Source organism: Bradyrhizobium sp. (genome assembly GCF_035309285.1).
Lineage (GTDB): Bacteria > Pseudomonadota > Alphaproteobacteria > Rhizobiales > Xanthobacteraceae > Bradyrhizobium.
The window spans coordinates 23,023-40,076 of sequence record NZ_DATGFH010000090.1 but is presented as its reverse complement, the minus strand read 5'-3'; the positions used below and the strand labels follow the sequence as shown (position 1 = coordinate 40,076).

At 64.3% G+C, this 17,054-nt stretch carries 17 protein-coding genes; 10 read left to right on the top strand and 7 right to left on the bottom strand.

What is annotated here, in order from left to right; genetic code table 11:
* The 7 genes from VKR55_RS17615 to VKR55_RS17585 form a co-directional block, all read left to right on the top strand.
* On the top strand, positions 1-1,887 hold a 1,887-nt coding region (locus tag VKR55_RS17615), incomplete at its 5' end, for an aerobic carbon-monoxide dehydrogenase large subunit (RefSeq protein ID WP_324405236.1).
* 103 nt (positions 1,888-1,990) lie between these two features.
* Complete coding sequence (locus VKR55_RS17610) at positions 1,991-2,860, top strand: AAA family ATPase (RefSeq protein ID WP_324405235.1); 870 nt, start codon at positions 1,991-1,993, stop codon at positions 2,858-2,860.
* The gene (locus VKR55_RS17605; protein ID WP_324405234.1) at positions 2,857-4,062 is read left to right on the top strand and encodes a vWA domain-containing protein; all 1,206 of its coding nucleotides are present in this window, start codon (positions 2,857-2,859) and stop codon (positions 4,060-4,062) included. The genes VKR55_RS17610 and VKR55_RS17605 overlap by 4 nt, the downstream gene beginning before the upstream one ends.
* A 1-nt stretch (position 4,063) precedes the next feature.
* On the top strand, positions 4,064-4,900 hold the full coding sequence (locus tag VKR55_RS17600; protein ID WP_324405233.1) for an XdhC family protein: 837 nt from the start codon (positions 4,064-4,066) through the stop codon (positions 4,898-4,900).
* Positions 4,901-4,908: 8 nt separating this feature from the next.
* Positions 4,909-5,370: an SRPBCC family protein gene (locus VKR55_RS17595; RefSeq protein WP_324405232.1), complete on the top strand. Its 462-nt coding sequence runs from the start codon at positions 4,909-4,911 to the stop codon at positions 5,368-5,370.
* Between the two features lie 397 nt (positions 5,371-5,767).
* The gene (locus VKR55_RS17590) at positions 5,768-7,057 is read left to right on the top strand and encodes an MFS transporter (RefSeq protein WP_324405231.1); all 1,290 of its coding nucleotides are present in this window, start codon (positions 5,768-5,770) and stop codon (positions 7,055-7,057) included.
* 158 nt (positions 7,058-7,215) lie between these two features.
* Complete coding sequence (locus VKR55_RS17585) at positions 7,216-7,716, top strand: FAD-dependent oxidoreductase (RefSeq protein ID WP_414642389.1); 501 nt, start codon at positions 7,216-7,218, stop codon at positions 7,714-7,716.
* 119 nt (positions 7,717-7,835) lie between these two features.
* On the opposite strand, the gene VKR55_RS17580 is transcribed toward VKR55_RS17585, so the two are convergent.
* Genes VKR55_RS17580 through VKR55_RS17565 form a run of 4 tightly spaced genes read right to left on the bottom strand, consistent with a single transcriptional unit; the run spans position 7,836 to position 10,750 of the window.
* Complete coding sequence (locus VKR55_RS17580; RefSeq protein WP_324405230.1) at positions 7,836-8,711, bottom strand: amidohydrolase family protein; 876 nt, start codon at positions 8,709-8,711, stop codon at positions 7,836-7,838.
* Between the two features lie 14 nt (positions 8,712-8,725).
* Complete coding sequence (locus tag VKR55_RS17575; protein WP_324405229.1) at positions 8,726-9,115, bottom strand: RidA family protein; 390 nt, start codon at positions 9,113-9,115, stop codon at positions 8,726-8,728.
* Between the two features lie 21 nt (positions 9,116-9,136).
* Positions 9,137-9,754 carry a flavin reductase family protein gene (locus tag VKR55_RS17570; protein ID WP_324405227.1) on the bottom strand — a complete coding sequence of 206 codons (618 nt, stop codon included), beginning with the start codon at positions 9,752-9,754 and terminating at the stop codon, positions 9,137-9,139.
* Between the two features lie 33 nt (positions 9,755-9,787).
* Positions 9,788-10,750, bottom strand: coding sequence for a Bug family tripartite tricarboxylate transporter substrate binding protein (locus tag VKR55_RS17565; protein WP_414642388.1), 963 nt, complete (start codon positions 10,748-10,750; stop codon positions 9,788-9,790).
* 142 nt (positions 10,751-10,892) lie between these two features.
* On the opposite strand from VKR55_RS17565, the gene VKR55_RS17560 reads away from it, so the two are divergent.
* Positions 10,893-11,696 carry an IclR family transcriptional regulator gene (locus tag VKR55_RS17560; protein ID WP_324405225.1) on the top strand — a complete coding sequence of 268 codons (804 nt, stop codon included), beginning with the start codon at positions 10,893-10,895 and terminating at the stop codon, positions 11,694-11,696.
* Positions 11,697-11,703: 7 nt separating this feature from the next.
* Here the strand turns inward: VKR55_RS17560 and VKR55_RS17555 are convergent, their stop codons facing one another.
* Positions 11,704-12,477, bottom strand: a complete 774-nt coding sequence (locus tag VKR55_RS17555; RefSeq protein WP_324405223.1) for an SDR family NAD(P)-dependent oxidoreductase — start codon at positions 12,475-12,477, stop codon at positions 11,704-11,706.
* A gap of 167 nt (positions 12,478-12,644) precedes the next feature.
* Here VKR55_RS17555 and ygiD point away from each other — a divergent pair, with 167 nt between their 5' ends.
* Positions 12,645-13,532 carry a 4,5-DOPA-extradiol-dioxygenase gene (ygiD, locus tag VKR55_RS17550; protein ID WP_324405221.1) on the top strand — a complete coding sequence of 296 codons (888 nt, stop codon included), beginning with the start codon at positions 12,645-12,647 and terminating at the stop codon, positions 13,530-13,532.
* A 22-nt stretch (positions 13,533-13,554) separates the two neighbouring features.
* Here the strand turns inward: ygiD and VKR55_RS17545 are convergent, their stop codons facing one another.
* The gene (locus VKR55_RS17545) at positions 13,555-14,190 is read right to left on the bottom strand and encodes an NADPH-dependent F420 reductase (RefSeq protein WP_324405220.1); all 636 of its coding nucleotides are present in this window, start codon (positions 14,188-14,190) and stop codon (positions 13,555-13,557) included.
* A gap of 130 nt (positions 14,191-14,320) precedes the next feature.
* Between VKR55_RS17545 and VKR55_RS17540 the strand changes: the two genes are divergently transcribed.
* Entirely contained in the window at positions 14,321-16,015 is a 1,695-nt protein-coding gene (locus VKR55_RS17540; RefSeq protein WP_324405219.1) for a GMC family oxidoreductase, read from the top strand.
* 156 nt (positions 16,016-16,171) lie between these two features.
* On the opposite strand, the gene VKR55_RS17535 is transcribed toward VKR55_RS17540, so the two are convergent.
* Positions 16,172-17,044 (bottom strand): MBL fold metallo-hydrolase, encoded by an 873-nt coding sequence (locus VKR55_RS17535; RefSeq protein ID WP_414642390.1) that lies wholly within the window; start codon positions 17,042-17,044, stop codon positions 16,172-16,174.
* Between the last annotated feature and the right edge of the window lie 10 nt (positions 17,045-17,054).

Sequence of the window (17,054 nt, the reverse complement as noted above, 5' to 3'; positions counted from 1 at the left end):
TTCGAGTGGACCGTCGGCGACAAGGACCTGACCGACGCCGCGTTCCGCAAGGCCGAAGTCACGATCAAGGAGATGATCTCCTATCACCGCACCCATCCCTCGCCGCTGGAGACCTGCCAGTGCGTCTGCTCGTTCGACAAGATCAGGGGCGAACTGACGATCTGGGGCACCTTCCAGGCGCCTCATGTGATCCGCACCGTGGTGTCGCTGATCGCAAAAATACCCGAGCAGAAGATCCATGTGATCTCCCCCGATATCGGCGGCGGCTTCGGCAACAAGGTCGGCGCCTATCCCGGTTATATCTGCGCCGCGGTGGCTTCGATCGTCACCGGCAAACCGGTGAAGTGGGTCGAGGACCGCATCGAGAACCTGACCGCGACCTCGTTCGCGCGCGACTATCACATGACCACCGAAATCGCCGCGACCAAGGACGGCAAGGTCACGGGACTTCGCGTCCACGTGCTCGCCGATCATGGCGCCTTCGACGCCTGCGCCGATCCGTCGAAATGGCCGGCCGGCTTCTTCAATATCGTCACCGGATCCTATGACTTCCCGGTGGCTCATCTCACCGTCGACGGCGTCTATTCCAACAAGGCGCCGGGCGGTGTCGCCTACCGTTGCTCGTTCCGCGTCACGGAGGCGGCCTATTGCATCGAGCGCGCGATGGATATCCTCGCGCAGAAGCTCGGCGTGGATCCGGCCGAGCTCAGGCTGAAGAACTTCGTCAAGCCGGAGCAGTTTCCCTATCATTCCGCGCTAGGCTGGGAATATGATTCCGGCGACTACCACACCGCCATGCGCAAGATGATGGAGAGCACGAACTACGCTGCACTCCGGAAAGAGCAGGCGGAAAAGCGCGCTGCGTTCAAGCGCGGCGAGACCCGCGAGATCATGGGGCTCGGCGTCTCCTTCTTCACCGAGATCGTCGGCGCGGGACCATCGAAGAATTGCGACATCCTCGGGATCGCCATGTTCGACTCCTGCGAGATACGCATGCATCCGACCGGGGCGGGCATCGCGCGCATGGGTACCAAGAGCCAGGGCCAGGGGCATGAGACCACCTGGGCGCAGATCATCGCGACCGAAATCGGCATCCCGGCCGACAACATCCAGGTCGAGGAGGGCAACACCGACACCGCGCCCTACGGGCTGGGCACCTACGGTTCGCGCTCGACGCCAGTCGCCGGCGCCGCGATCGCCATGGCTGCGCGGAAGATCAAGGCGAAGGCGCAGATGATCGCGGCCTATAAGCTCGAGGTCCATGAGGACGATCTCGAATGGGACATCGACGGCTTCCGCGTCAAGGGCCTGCCCGAGAAGTTCATGTCGATGAAGGACATCTGCTGGGCGGCGTATAACTCGGTGCCGCCCGGCATGGAGCCGGGGCTGGAAGCGGTGAGCTACTACGATCCGCCCAACATGACCTATCCTTTCGGCGCCTATATCTGCGTGATGGACATCGACGTCGACACCGGGGTCTACAAGATCCGGCGCTTCTATGCGCTCGATGATTGCGGCACGCGCATCAACCCGATGATCATCGAGGGCCAGGTGCATGGCGGCCTCACCGAGGCGTTCGCCATCGCGATGGGCCAGGAGATCCGCTACGACGAGGCCGGCAACGTCGTGACCGGCTCGTTCATGGATTTCTTCATGCCGACCGCGGTCGAGACGCCGCATTGGGAGACCGACTTTACGGTCACGCCTTCGCCGCATCATCCGATCGGCGCCAAGGGTGTCGGCGAAAGCCCGAATGTCGGCGGCGTGCCGGCGTTCTCCAACGCCGTCAACGACGCCTTCTCGTTCCTGGGCTCGACGCACATCCAGATGCCGCATGATTATTGGCGCAACTGGAAGGCGGCGAAGCAACTCGGAGCCGTCGCTTAGTGGGTCCGTCATTGCGAGCGAAGCGAAGCAATCCAGAGCCGCACGAACAGTCTGGATTGCTTCGTCGCTTCGCTCCTCGCAATGACGAGGAGACATGTTGAGCATGAAAAATCGCGAGGAGATCGCGGAAGCGCTAGCGAAATCTGGCTACATCGCAGACGGCGAACTCGCCACCGCGATCTCGCTGATGCAGCGATTGCGGCGCCCGCTGCTCCTGGAGGGCGAGGCGGGCGTCGGCAAGACCGAGGTAGCCAAAGCGCTGGCCGCGGTGCATGCGACCGAGCTGATCCGCCTGCAATGCTATGAGGGGCTGGACCAGTCCTCGGCGCTCTACGAGTGGAACTACCAGCGGCAATTGCTGGCGATCCAGGCGCATCGCGGCGACGCCGATTCCATCGAGGACCAGATCTTCTCCGAAAAATATCTCCTGGAGCGACCGCTTCTCGCCGCGATCCGTCGCGACGAGCCACCGGTGCTCCTGATCGACGAGATCGATCGCGCCGACGACGAGTTCGAGGCGTTTCTGCTGGAGCTTCTCTCCGACTTCCAGGTCTCGATCCCCGAGCTTGGCACCATCAAGGCGATTTCGATCCCGCATGTGGTGCTGACCTCGAACAGCACCCGCGAATTGTCCGACGCGCTGCGCCGCCGCTGCCTCTACCACTATGTCGATTATCCCGATGTCGAGCGCGAGGCGCGCATCATCATGGCGCGGATCGACGGCGCCAGCGCCTCGCTGTCGCTGCAGATTGCGCGAATGGTCGAGAGCATCCGCAAAGAGGAGCTGCGCAAAGTGCCTGGTGTCGCCGAGACGCTGGACTGGGCGGCTGCGCTGGTCGGTCTCGACGTGCGCGACCTGCATGATGCGCGCGAGATCGTGCACGAGACGCTGATGTGCCTCGTCAAGACGCAGGAGGACAAGGTCCGCGTCACGCGCGAGGTGGCGGAGCGCATCCTGGGGAAGGTCGCATGAGCTGCTGCGGCACCACGCCCGCCTTCGATGAGATCGATGAGGTCTCGCGCCTCGTCTCGGGCAAGCTTGCCGCGTTCCTGCGCACGCTGCGCGACAATGGATTTGCCGTTGGTCTTGCGGAGGGGCAGGACGCGGCGTCGCTGATGACGTCGGGCTATGCCGCCAAGCCGGGCCTGCTCCGCTCGGCGTTCAAGCATCTGTTCTCGGCGCGGAGGTCCGACTGGGAAAGGTTCGACGGGATCTTTGACGCCTTCTGGCTGGGAAAGCGCGTGCGCTCGCGATCGTTTGCGTTGGGCTCGGCGAAATCAGCGAACAATCCTTCCCTCAAAAGCATTCAGGACGGTACGCAACAGAGCGGCACACAATCCGCAACCGACCAGGTGCCCTCCGCCGCCGACGCGCCGGCATCGCGCGGCGGCGAGGGGCGCATGGAAGGCGCCTCGCGGGCCGAAAACCTGGCCGAGGTCGATTTCCGCAAGCTCGCCGATCCCGAGCAAATAGCGCAGGCGCATGCGGCCGCGGCGCAGCTTGCGAAAATCATGCGCACGCGGCTGACGCGGCGCGATCTTGCCCACCGCCGCGGCCGTCGCCTCGATCTGCGCCGGACCATCCATCACAACATCAGCCATGGCGGCGTGCCGATCAGCCTCGTGAAGCGTCAGCGCAAGGACAAGCCGCTTCGTCTCATTGTTCTCCTCGATGCGTCGGGCTCGATGAGCCTATACACCAGCGTGTTCCTGCGATTCATCCATGGTGTGCTCGACGCGTTTCGCGAGGCCGATGCGTTCCTGTTCCACACGCGGCTCGCGCATGTTTCCGATGCGATGAAGGAAAAGGACGCCGCCCGCGCGCTCGATCGCCTGTCGCTGCTGGCGCAGGGCGCCGGCGGCGGAACGAAAATCGGGGAGAGCCTGCAAACCTTCAACCGCTGGCATGCCGCGCGCGTGATCCATTCGCGCTCGGCCGTGATAATCGTCTCCGACGGTTACGAGACGGGAGATGCCGAGTTACTCGGTCGAGAAATGGCCGCGCTCGCGAAGCGCTGCCGCCGCATCGTCTGGCTCAACCCGATGGCGGGCTGGGAGGGCTATGCGCCGGAGGCGCGCGGCATCAAGGCCGCGCTACCTCATGTCGATCTCTATGCACCGGCCAACACGCTGAAGTCGCTCTCCGCGCTCGAACCGTATCTCGCGAGGTTGTGACATGACAGCTCATGTCGAGGTGATGGATCTGGTGGCGCGGATGAAGGCCGCCGAACAGGCCTTTGTGCTCGCGACCGTGGTGCGCACCGTGTCGGTGACGGCGGCAAAGGCCGGCGCCAAGGCGATCATCCGTCCCGACGGCACCATTGCTGCGGGCTGGATTGGCGGCGGCTGCGCCAAAGGTGCGGTGTTGAAGGCGGCGCGCGAGGCGCTCGCCGACGGCGAGCCGCGTATGGTCTCCGTGCAGCCGGAAAATCTCCTGGCAGAGCTCGGCGTCAAGCCGGGCGAGACGCGCGAAGGCGTAGGTTTCGCCAGCAATCTATGCCCGAGCAAAGGCACGATGGATATTTTCGTCGAACCGGTTCTGCCGCATCCGTCGCTGATCATTCTGGGCGCAAGCCCGGTGGCGCTGTCGCTGGCCGCGCAGGCGCGCCCCCTCGGCTATCACGTGACGCTGGCCGCGCCCGCGTCGGACTTCGTTGCAGCGCCAGAAGTCGACATGCTGATCGACTCGTTTTCCCTTGGCGAGCTGCATCCAGCCCGCCGGTTTGTCGTGGTGTCGACGCAAGGCAAGGGCGACGAGGCCGCGCTGAGAGAGGCGCTTGCGATCGACGCCGCCTATCACGCCTTTGTCGGTAGCCGCCGCAAGATGGCGTCCTTGCGGGCGAAACTCGCGGCCGACGGCGTCGACACGGCTGCGATCGACCGCGTCAAGGCGCCGGCCGGGCTCGATCTCGGCGCCATCACGCCGGAAGAGATCGCGATGTCGATCCTCGCCGAGATCACCATCGAGCGGCGACGCGGACAACGCAGCACGAAACCCACAGCACGGAGTTAAAGACAGCCATGCAGATGAGTGACAGCCAGCGCATCCTGGCCTCGAAGGAACAGGTCTGGGCGGCCCTCAACAATCCGGACATCCTGAAGCAATGCATTCCCGGCTGTCAGTCCCTTGAAATGTCAACACCGAACGAGATGACGGCGACCGTCATGCTCAAGATCGGTCCCGTGAAGGCGGCGTTCGGCGGCAAGGTCACGCTCTCCGATCTCGATCCGCCCAATTCCTATCGCATCGCGGGCGAGGGAAGCGGCGGCATCGCCGGCTTCGCCAGGGGTGGCGCCACGGTGAAGCTCAGCGAAGAGAGCGCCGAAGTGACGATCCTCTCATACGCAGTCGACGCCCAGATCGGCGGGAAGCTCGCGCAGCTCGGGGGACGGCTGATCGACTCCACGGCGAAGAAACTCGCCGCGCAGTTCTTCGCGTCGTTCGGCGAACTGGTTGGCGGCGTCGCGGTAGCGGGCGCGTAGTCTGCTGCGTCGCGGTACGGCGTCCACGGAGCAGCGGCCGTCCAGATTGCGACATCGATGCTTGCCGGGATGGCGCTGCAGCGCGGGCGTGGGCAGCGCAGTAAGCCTAAAGGATGGGCAGCGTTTGGCCGGAAAGGAACCAAGGCGCGCCGATCGCGCTTGTCAGCGGATTGCCGCAGCGACATACTGCTCACGAACAAATGACAGAGATCAGCTGCGGGAGTCGCCGATAGTGCGGTGCAGCAGCAAATACGACATTTCGTTTTCTGAAGACTGACCACTGAAACTTTCGACCCGGCGGCTTCGGCCGTCCAAACAGTCCTGCTCAGACGGCGACCACAGCCGCGCAGGGAAGCCACGGAGAGCAAGTTGACGTAAATCACGAGGGAGGAAGCGTATGACGATGACGGCTGATGTACCCGGCCAGGTGCCGTGGTGGAAAGAGCCTACCAAGGACCAGTGGATCGCATGGATCGCCGCCTGGCTCGGCTGGACGCTCGATGCATTCGACTTCACGATCTTCCTCCTGATCATGGTGCCGATCTCGCAAACCTTCCACGTGCCGCTGATCGAAGTGACCGCCGTCTTCACCATCACGCTATGGCTGCGGCTGGTGGGCGCGGTCGGAAGCGGCTGGCTCGCCGATCGCATCGGCCGCAAGGCGCCGTTGATGATCTCGATCCTGTGGTACTCGATCTGCAACTTGCTGGCCGGCATCGCGCCGACCTTCTGGCTGCTGTTCCTGTTCCGCGCGCTGCTTGGCATTGGCATGGGCGCGGAGTGGCCCGCCGGTGCGGCGCTCGCCATGGAATCCTGGCCGGCGCGCTCGCGCGGTCTGATGAGTGGCGTGCTACAAGGATCCTGGAGTATCGGCTTCCTGGCGTCGAGCCTGGCCTACGGGCTGCTCTATGATCGCATCGGCTGGCGCGGTCTGTTGATCCTCGGTGTGCTGCCCGCACTTGCCGTGGTGTGGATCCGCTTCTACGTCAAGGAACCGGCGGTCTGGGTGGAGAACCGCCGCATTCAGCGCGAGCAGCATCACGAATTCAAGGCGCCGCTGCTCGACATCTTCCGCCTGCGCATCCTGCCCAACACGATTATGGCGTGCCTGTGGATGGCAAGCGGCTTCATCATCTACTACTCCGTCTACGGCATGTTTGCGACCCACCTGCAGAAGGATCTGCATCTGAGCGCCGGCATGGTCGCGATGCCGATCGCGATGGCCAACCTGATCGCGTTCCTGGCGTCCGGCTTCTGGGGCTATGTCGCCGACGTGCTCGGGCGCCGATGGGCGATGATCATCCCGGCGGCGATCGGCGCGCTGGTGACGCCGTTCTATCTGATGTTCGACTCCTACGCAGTGGTGGCTGGCGCCTTCATCCTGCAGGGCGCCTTCCTCGGCGCGATCTATGGACAGAATCCGGCTTACCTGAGCGAACGCTTCCCGACCGAGGTGCGGGCGACGGCGTCGGGCTTCTGTTATCATCAGGGCGCGATCTGGGCCGGCTTCACCGGTCCGGTGCTTACCTACTTCGCGGCCGGTCAGCCGGCGGGCTTCACGATTCCCATGCTGATCTCGACGACGGCTGCCGCGATCGTGTTCGTGGTCACGCTGCTCTTTAGCCCCGAAACCAGGGGCAAGGAGCTGGTGTCGCAGATCACGTTGGTGGCCGAGCCGGCGGAATAGCGATTTGCCGCCGGCTTCGGCCGGCGCAGCTCGCAGTGTGTGCGAGGTCAGGGCGCGATGGTGCTTCAGTCTGAAGCTCGTCGCGCTCTCTTTGTTGGACCTCGCTCGCGGCGGCCTGCTATGTTTCTCCGCTTTTCAATGATGCCGGCGGAGCAAACATGGCGCGCATTCTTGTCCTCGGAGCGGGCTTTGCGGGGCTATGGGTCGCGATCGGCGCCGCCCGGAAGCGCGAGGAGATCGGCGCGCGGGCGACGGACATCGAGATCGTCGTCGTCGACCGCAATCCCTATCACAACATCCGTGTCCGCAATTACGAAGTCGATCTCCGCGAGGCCGCGATCCCATTGACAAAGCTGCTTGACCCCGTTGGCGTGAGCCACAGGGGCGCCGAGGTCGAAGCCATCGATCCCGCCGCGCGGCAGGTCACCGTTGTGAGCGGCGGCCGTCGCGAGACAGTGGCCTATGATCGGCTGGTGCTAGCGCTCCACAATGTGGTCGCGGATTTGCTCGGCGAGCCGATGCTGCCGCTGCATTCGACTGGTACGTCACGGTGCTCGATCTCGGCGCCTGGGGCGCTCTCTATACCGAGGGCTGGGATCGCAAGGTGCGCACGACCGGGGGCGGCGGCCAAGCAGACCAAGCAGACCATCAATCGCTAGCGCATCTACCCGCCGCTGAACGGCAAGCGCGCCGATCTCCTGGCCGCCGCGGCACCTGCCGTGCAGGCTGCGCCGCCCACCAAAAAGTAGCGGCGACCGGCGCGGGGGCAATTTGCGGCTCAATCCGGAAAGCCGAACAGCTTCGCCGGATTCTCGACCAGGATCTTGTGCAGCGTCGCCTCGTCCGGCGCATAGCGATACATCAGCTCGATGAGATCGGCGTCGTTAGGCGGCTGCTTGACCGACACCGGGTGCGGCCAGTCGCTGGCCCAGACGCAGCGGCCGGGCGCGGCCTCGATGTAGGCTCGCGCGATTGGAATGACGTCGTCCCAGGGCGGACCGGCCTTCGACGTCTTCTCGCCGAGCGAAAGCATCACCCAGAAATTACCCTTCGCGAGCAGGTCCAGCATCGTCTTCAGGTTCGGATCGTTCCTGCCGGCGGTTGGGTCAGGCCGCGCCATGTGGTCGATCAGCACGGGGACGTCGAGCGAAGCGTATTTCTCAACGCTGGAGATGATGCCGTCCTTCTCCGGCTGGATTTTTGCGTACCAGCCGAGCTCACGGATACGCGCGATCGCGCGGGCGAAATCCTTGTCCGACAGCACCGCCCCCAACTCCTGGCGAAAGGAGAAGCGCGCGCCGCGCACGCCGGCGTCGTGCAGCCTGGCGAGATAAGCGTCGTCGGCTTCGGCGAACACCAGTGCATTGGCGCAGCCGCGATAGTCAGGGCCCATCATGGCAAGGCCGTCGAGCACCACGCTGTGGTCGGCGCCGTAGGTCGTGGTCTGCACAATGATGCCGCGCTCGATCCCGAGCGCCTTGTGCATCTTGAGCGCCGCCTCCCAGGTCGCGGTCGGCATCTGATAGGCCGCGCCCGGACGCACCGGATATTTCTCGAGCGGACCCAGCACGTGAAACTGGCTGTCCACGGTTTTGGGCGGCGGAAGCCTTGACGGGCGCTGCGGATTCGGATCGAACGGAAGATAGGTCGGCACAGCCAAGATCCCTTTCAGTCAATCACGGCGGTGAAATCGCATTGCACCAGCGCGCCGCCTTCCATGTCGCTCTGCAAGGAATGACGCGCCGGGCGCGAATGCTCGTCGGGAAACATCTTCACCCATTCGACGTTCAGCGGCGCGCGCTGCGAGCGGTCCTTGAGCCAGACCGTCATTTTGATGATGTCGTCCGTGGTGCCGCCGGCGGCTTCGACGGTCGCCTTCATGTGCGCGAACATGTTGGCGCATTGCGCTTCGAGACTCACGGGCATGTTGCCGGCTTCATCGCGGCCGAGGATGACGCCGCTCATGACGAGATTGCCGATGCGGCTGGCGTTCGGAATCGGATTGGCGTGCTTGAAGCCGCCGATGTGGATGCTCTTGCGCCGCGCGTTGCCGGTCATGATGCGATTCCTCTTGGCTGTTCACTCGGTCGATTTCGGGGTCTGAAATACGCTCTTCAGCGTGACGATCTCGCCGAGCCGCGCATAGCGCGGGCCGCCGATGCGGGCGATCGGATCGAGTGCGGATGTTTCGACCTTGCCGTTATTCACGAGGCCGTCGCGGACATGAACCATCACGACTTCACCGACAATCAGGCGGCTGCGGAGCTCGCCGAATTCGAGGCATTGCCGGAAGCGGCATTCCATGGCGACCGGCGGCGATGCGAGCCGCGGTACCTTGATGCGTTCGCTCGGCAGCGTTTCGAGCTCAAGCGCCTCGACCTCGCTCACCTCGGGCGGATGCTCGGCCGAGCTTTCGTGCAAAACTTCCATCAGCGGCGTGTCGGCGATGTGGATCACGTATTCTTCGATCGCCAGGATATTGTGCGCGGTGTCCTTGAAGACGCCGCCCTTGCGGCCGACGCTGATCGCGAGCAGCGGCGGCTTCTGCGAGACGAAGGTGAAGGCCGAGAAGGGTGCGAGATTGAGCACGCCCGTCGCCGACAGGCTCGTCACCCAGGCGATCGGGCGCGGCACCACGATTCCGGTCATCAACCGGTAGATCTGTTCGGCACCATGATCAGATGGATCGATCCGCATGTTGGCCGTCACCTCGTCAGCTGCGCCAACCGTTCAATCGGCCTTGATATTCGCGGCGCGAACCACTGGGGTCCATTTCGCGTCCTCGTGCCCCAGATAGGTCGTAAAGTCGGCCGGCGTCATCGTCACCGCCTCGGCGCCGAGCTTGTCGAACTTGTCCACGACAGACGGGTCTTTCAAAATCTCGGCCATCGTGTCGTGCAGCCTTGCGACGATCTCGCTCGGGGTGCCCGCTGGCGCGAACAGGCCGGTGAAGGTCTGCTCTTCAAAATCCCTGTAGCCGAGCTCGGCGAGGGTCGGCACATCCGGCAGCGAGGCGAGCCGGTGCGGACTGGTGACCGCGAGCGCGCGGATCATGTTGTTCTTGATATAAGGCAGGGCAACCGAGACCTGGTCGAAGGCGAATTGCACCTGTCCGCCGATCAGGTCATTCGTTGCCGGCGCATTGCCGCGATAGTGCACGGTGATCCATTTCAGGCCAAGCGTGGATTGCGCGAGTTCGCTCAGGAGATGGTTGGTCGTACCCGCGCCGGGAGAGGCCATTGTCAGCTTGCCGGGCTCGCGGCGGGCCAATTCGAAAAGCTCTTTTGCGGTCCTGGCCTGAACGGACGGATTCACTTCCAGCACGAGCGGCGTCATCGAGATCGACGTGATCGGAATGAAGTCGCGCTTCCATTGATAGGCGTCGCGCCGGTTGATCAGGGGCGCGAACAGCACCGGGCCATTGGCGCCGACGAACAGGGTGTAGCCGTCCTTCTCCGATTTGGCGAAGGCTTCGCCCGCGATCATGCCGCCGGCGCCGGCCTTGTTCTCGATGATGAAGGGCTGACCCAGCTTCTGCTGCAATTTCTCGGCGATGATGCGCGCCGCGCTGTCGACATTGCCGCCGGGCGGATAGGGCACGATCAGGCGGACGTTGCGGGACGGATAGGGCTCAGCGGCCACTGCCGCACCGGCAAAAGCGACGGCGATCAAGGCGGCTGCGAGCCATCTCATCAAAATCCTCCCGAAACTTTCGGCTGGCGGATCATTGTCCACCTGATCTGTTGTGGGGCGGCGCGTTGGCGCGCGCCGGGCCTTGGCCATCATTTCGACTCCGGGCTTTACCTGTCGACCGAATTGTGCCGATCATGTCCACATGGTGGACAATGGCAGGGCTGGTGCGTTAACGACGGAACCGCGTAGAGGCGCGCAAGCGATCCGGCGCGCGCTCGCGGTATTGCGCATCCTGGCCTCGGGGCGCGAGGCGGGTTTGCCGTTGTCCGACGTCGTGCAGGCCACCGGATTGACGCGGCCGACCGTGCACCGGATCGTGCATGCCCTGATCGAGGAAGGCATCGTCGAGCGGCACGGCAAGACCGGGCGCTACGCGATCGGTGGCCAGGTGCTCGAGCTTGCGCTGGCGCGGCCATCGCGCTCGCCGCTGCTTGCGGCCGCGGACGACATTCTGAAGGACACGTCGGAGCGTGTCGGCGATACCCTGTTTCTCACCGTGCGCACCGGCAACGACACGCTGTGCGTCGACCGCCGCATCGGCTCATTCCCGATCCAGGTGCTCTCGATCGAGGTCGGCGCGCGGCGTCCGCTCGGAGTATCCAGCGCAGGCGTAGCCATCCTCGCGGCGATGCCGGCCGCGGAGGCGAGAAGGATCGTCGCCGCCAATGAAGCGCGGCTTGCGGCTTATCGCACCGAGGCACCGGCCGTGTTGGCGCAAATCGCCGCCGCGCGCCGCCGCGGCTACAATCTGCGCGAGATCGGCCTGGTGCAGGGAACGAAGTCGATCTCGACCTGGGTCAAGACACCGGACCATCGCCCGGTGGCGGCGATCACGTTATCGGCGGTTCGCACGCGGCTCGGCCCCCGCCGCGAGGCCGAGGTCGCCGAGATTTTGCTCGATGCGTCGCGCGCGATTCAGGAGGCGATCCGGCCTGCGGGGGTGTGAGCCTCCGCTACTTCACCGGCACGGTATAATTCAGCACCAGCCGGCCGCCGTCAGGATAAATCGTCTGCCCGGTGACGTAGGACGCATCGTCGCCAGCGAGGAAGGCGACGACGGCGGCGACTTCGCTCGGCTCGCCGCCGCGCCCGATCGGCGTGCGCGACATGACCGTGCGGCGCGCCTCATCCGAAGAGAAGATCGCGGACGCCACCATGTCGGTCAGGATCGTGCCGGGTCCGACCGCGACCACGCGAATGTTGTGCGGAGCGAGCGCCACGGCGGCAACCGAGGTGAGCTGCTTCATGCCGCCCTTGGAGATGGCATAGGTCGCAAGCGTCGGGATCGCAAGTAAGGCATTGACCGAGGACATGTTGATGATGACCCCGCCGCCGCCCTGCGCGATCATCTGTTTCGCCGCAGCCTGCACGCCGAAGAACGCGCCCCTGAGGTTGATGGCGATGACGTCGTCAAAGTCCTTCTCGGTGATGTCGAGCAGGTCCTGATTGCGTGCGACGCCGGCATTGTTGACCATGATGTCGAGCCGGCCGAAGGCGTCACGCGCGGCGGCCACGAGCCGGTCGACGTCGGCGCGCCGCGCGACGTCGCAAGCCACGGCGCGCAGATTGCTCGCGTGCCCGAGCTCCTTGACCGTGCTGGCCAGAGCCTCGCCGTCGACGTCGGAGATGACGACCTTCACGCCATCCTTGAGGAAGCGTTCCGCGCAAGCCCGGCCGATCCCGCGTGCCGCGCCGGTGATGGCGGCGACCTTGCCCGATAGTTTCATGGTTCTGCTCCATGGTGCTGCTTTTCGGATACGACGGGCCGCGCCCGCCATGCCATTCTGCACCTTTTGACGCTTGCGCGCAGCGCTTGGCAGGCCCATTTGGATATGGGATTTTGCACCTCCGAGCGGAAGCGGCGGAGAATTGAGTGAAGATCGGATCGGGATTCATGTCACGACGCGAATTGATGCAGGACGGCGTTGGACTGGCGGCGGCAGTGACAGCGGGCGGCGCCGCGATCACGCCCACCAGCGCCAGCGAGGCGTTCAAGGACCTGCCGTCGACGCCCCGACTGCCGGCGCTGTTCGTCGGTCATGGCAGCCCGATGAACGCGATCACGGACAACGCCTATAGCCGGGAATGGAAGAGGCTCGGCGATACGCTGCCGACGCCTTCGGCGATCCTCTGCGTCTCCGCGCACTGGATGACCCGCGGCACGACGCTGGTGCATATCGGTCCCCGCCCGCAGACGATCCATGATTTCGGCGGGTTTCCGCAAGCGCTGTTCGACGCGCAATATCCGGCGCCAGGCGCGCCCGACGTCGCGCAGGCCACGATCGAGTTGGTGCGCTCCAGCCATCTCAAGGGCGACACCGAATGGGGGCTCGATCACGGCGCCTGGAGTGTGCTGATCAAGATGTTCCCGAAAGCCGACATTCCGGTGTTTCAGCTTTCGCTCGATCTCGCCAAGCCGCCATCGGAGCATTTTGCGCTGGCACAGGAGCTGAAGCCCTTGCGCGAGAAGGGCGTGCTCATCGTCGGCAGCGGCAACATCGTCCACAATCTGATGGCGCTGGTGCGCGGCGCCAGCCACGCCTACGATTGGGCCGAGGATTTCGACGCCCGCGCGGCGCAGGCGATCGGCAATCGTGATTTCGGCGCGCTGGCAAAGCCGCTGTCGCTGGCGCGGACGCTGCCGCTGGCGCATCCGACGCTGGAGCACTATCTGCCGGTGCTGTTTCCCTCAGCCGTCGCCGACGACAAGGACGAGCTGAGCTTCTTCAACGTCGGTATCGACATGGGATCGATCTCGATGCGCTCGTTCGTGCTGGGCTGAGCGGCGGCGTACGCCGCGCCGCTCATGTCCGCTCCACGGCAGCGAAGGCCCAGTTCCGCCCTTTGCCGCGAAACATCGCCTGGTTGATCCAGACCATTCCGTACGGCTCGAGCAGACGGGCCTTGGTGATGTCTCCGGCATCGAGCGGCTCGAAGCCCAGATCCGCCAGTACGGTTGCGACTTTGGCCTTTGCCTCGGCATGATCGCCCGCCATGAACATCACGGGCCTTGGTGAGATGCCGGCATTGTCGGCCATGATCTCCGCACCGACCTGATTGAGGGTCTTGACCACATACGCGCCAGGCAGCCAGCCCGCGATGGTCTCCCCGGCGCTTGTGGTGTGGCCCAGGGTGAGGGCAAGCGACCCGCCGATCATCGCCAACGGATTGATGCAATCGATGACGGTCTTGCCGGAGAGGTCGCCGAGCGCTTTCACGGCAGCCTCCGCAGCGTCCCAGGGCAGCGCCAGGATGATCAGCTCGGCGGATTTGGCTCCCTCCGCCGGAGTTGCCAATTCCGCCTTGACTTCGGCAGCCAGGGTCTTTGCGGCGGCATCACTGGGATCGCGCACCCCAAGCACAAGCCGATGCGAGGTCTTCGCAAGCCCGCGAGCGAGCGCGCTGCCGACATTGCCGATTCCAATAATCGCGATTTTCATGATGGGTGACACCCGTCAAGGACGAAGCCGGCATGCTGGCAGTGAAATATGATGCTTTTTTGCCCGCGTGACGCGATGCCGGCTGTGCGCTAACGTCCTCAAACAAGAAAAAACAAGAGGAAACACAGAAGTGTACGACTACATCATCGTCGGCGGCGGCTCCGCCGGATCGGTCCTTGCCCATCGCCTCTCCGCCAAAAGCACAAACAAGATCCTCGTCTGCGAAGCCGGGCAGGACACGCCGCCGGGCGAGGAGCCGGCCGAAATCCGCGACAGCTATTCAGGCACCGCCTATTTCGACCCGCGCTTCCACTGGACCGAATTGAAGGTCACGACCCAGATCGTCAGCCACAACAACCCGCAGGTGCGCCCTCCCTTGCGCAAATACGAGCAGGCGCGCGTGCTCGGCGGCGGCTCTTCGATCAATGGCCAGCTCGCCAACCGCGGCGCGCCGACCGACTACGACGAATGGGAAGCGCGAGGTGCAGCCGGTTGGGGCTGGAAGGATGTGCTGCCGTTCTTCAGGAAAGTCGAGCGCGACCTCGATTTCGACGGGCCGTATCATGGCAAGGACGGCCGCATTCCCGTCCGCCGCATCCCGCGCGAGCACTGGACGGGGCATTCGCACGCCGTCGCCAAGGCCTGCGAGCTCGCGGGCATCAATTTCGTGCCCGACCAGAATGGCGAGTTCGTCGACGGCTACTTTCCGATCACGCATTCCAATCAGTCCGAGCAGCGCGTCTCGGCCGCGATGGGGTATCTCGACCGCGAGACGCGCAAGCGCCAGAACCTTACGATCTCGACCGGGACGCAGGTCGGGGAATTGCTGTTCGAGGGTACGCGCTGCGTCGGCATTAAGGCGATCGTCGACGGGAAGCAGCAAGAATTCCGCGGCCGCGAGGTCATCCTGTGCTGCGGCGCGATCCATTCGCCCGCGCATCTGCTGCGCGCCGGCATCGGCCCGGTCGGTCACTTGAAAGACCTGGGGATACCCGTGGTGGCGGCCCTCGAAGGCGTCGGCCAGCGGCTGATGGATCATCCCTCGATCTCGCTGTCGTCCTTTGTCCGCCGCGGCGCGCGCATGAACGACCACACCCGCCGCCACATTCAGATGGGGATGCGCTATTCCTCCGGCCTGCCCGGCACGCCGAAGGGCGACATGTTCGTCGCCGCCATGACCAAGTCGGCGTGGCATGCGGTCGGCGAGCGGATCGGCTCGCTGCTCACCGCCGTCTACAAGACCCATTCGGAGACCGGCGAGGTCAAGCTCGCCTCGCGCGATCCCTTCGCCGAGCCGATCGTTGAGTTCAACCTGTTGTCCGACCGACGCGACCTCGAGCGGCTGATGAGCGGCTTCCGCAAGATGGCGGGCCTGCAGATGAGCGCGCCCTTAAAAGCCGTGACCGACAAGCCGTTCCCGGCCTCCTACACCGACCGCGTGCGCAAGATCGGCGTGGTCAACACCAGGAACAAGATCCTCACCTCGATCGCAGCGGCGATGATGGATGGGCCGGCGGCGCTGCGCCACTTCATGATCGATAATTTCGTCGTCGAAGGGTTCACCTTCGATCAGGTGATGAACGACGACGAAGCGCTGGAAGCCTTCGTACGCAAGGCGACGATCGGCGTCTGGCACGCCTCCTGCTCCTGCCGCATGGGCCGGCCCGACGATCCGATGGCGGTCGTCGATACGCAGGGGCGCGTCAAGGGCGTGCAGGGCCTGCGCGTCGTCGACGCCTCGATCTTCCCGGTCGTGCCCTGCGCCAACACCAATTTTCCGACGCTGATGTCGGCCGAGAAGATCGCGGACGCGATGATGGGATGAGGTGTCTCGGTCGCTTGTAGGGTGGGCAAAGGCGCGCTTACGCCGTGCCCACCAATCCAGGACCGGAACAGGAATGATGGGCACGCTTCCGCCTTCGCTCTTGGGAGCTACGGCGGACGCAGTCGCTCTGCCCACCCTCCCGTCCACACGTTTGACCTACGCATCGATGAAGTCGAACGCATCCTGCCGGCGCACCACGCGAGCGGTCGACGGCGACGGAAAGTGTGCCGTGCACATCAGCGTGGACGTATCGCAGAAGCGGCCGAATAATTCCCGCCTCGACTTTCCGGCCAACGCGGAATCGTAGTCCGCCATCATGCCGAGCTCCGGATACCGGGCCTGCAGCGGCGAGTGAATCATGTCGCCGGTAATGACGGCATCGGCGCCTTGCGTGCCGACGTGCACCGAATAGTGGTCGATGGTGTGGCCGGGCGTCGGGATCAGCGTCACGAGATCGTTGAAAGCGTGCGCGCTCTTGACGATATCGGCGCGATTGGCGGCCACAATAGGCAGCACGGAATCAGTGATCCATGGACATGCTGCCGGGTCATCGTTTTGGCGTTTGGTCCAGTAAGCCAGTTCGCGGTCGGCGAACACGTAACGCGCCTTCGGGAAGGTCGGCACCCAGCGGCCGTTCTCGAGCCGGGTATTCCATCCGACGTGGTCGGTGTGCAAATGCGTGCACATGACAAAATCGATGTCGTTGACGCTGCAGCCGCACGCCGCGAGATTCTTCTCGTAGCGATCGGAGTTCATCATGTTCCAGAACGGACGCGTTGGCCGCGGCTTGTGGTTGCCGACGCAGCTGTCGATCATGATCGTGTGGTGCGGCGTCTTCACGATGTAGCTCTGGATGCAGAGCATCAGCCTGTCCTGGTCGTCCAGGAATCGGGGCTGGAGCCAGCTTCGGTTCTCGTCGAGAAGCTCTTTCGTGATGGTCGGGAAAAATTGCGACGCGACGAAGAACGGACCCTCCTGCTCGATGATGCGGTGAATCGTGACGTTGCCGATTTTGATTGGGGCGGACAGGATAGGCCTC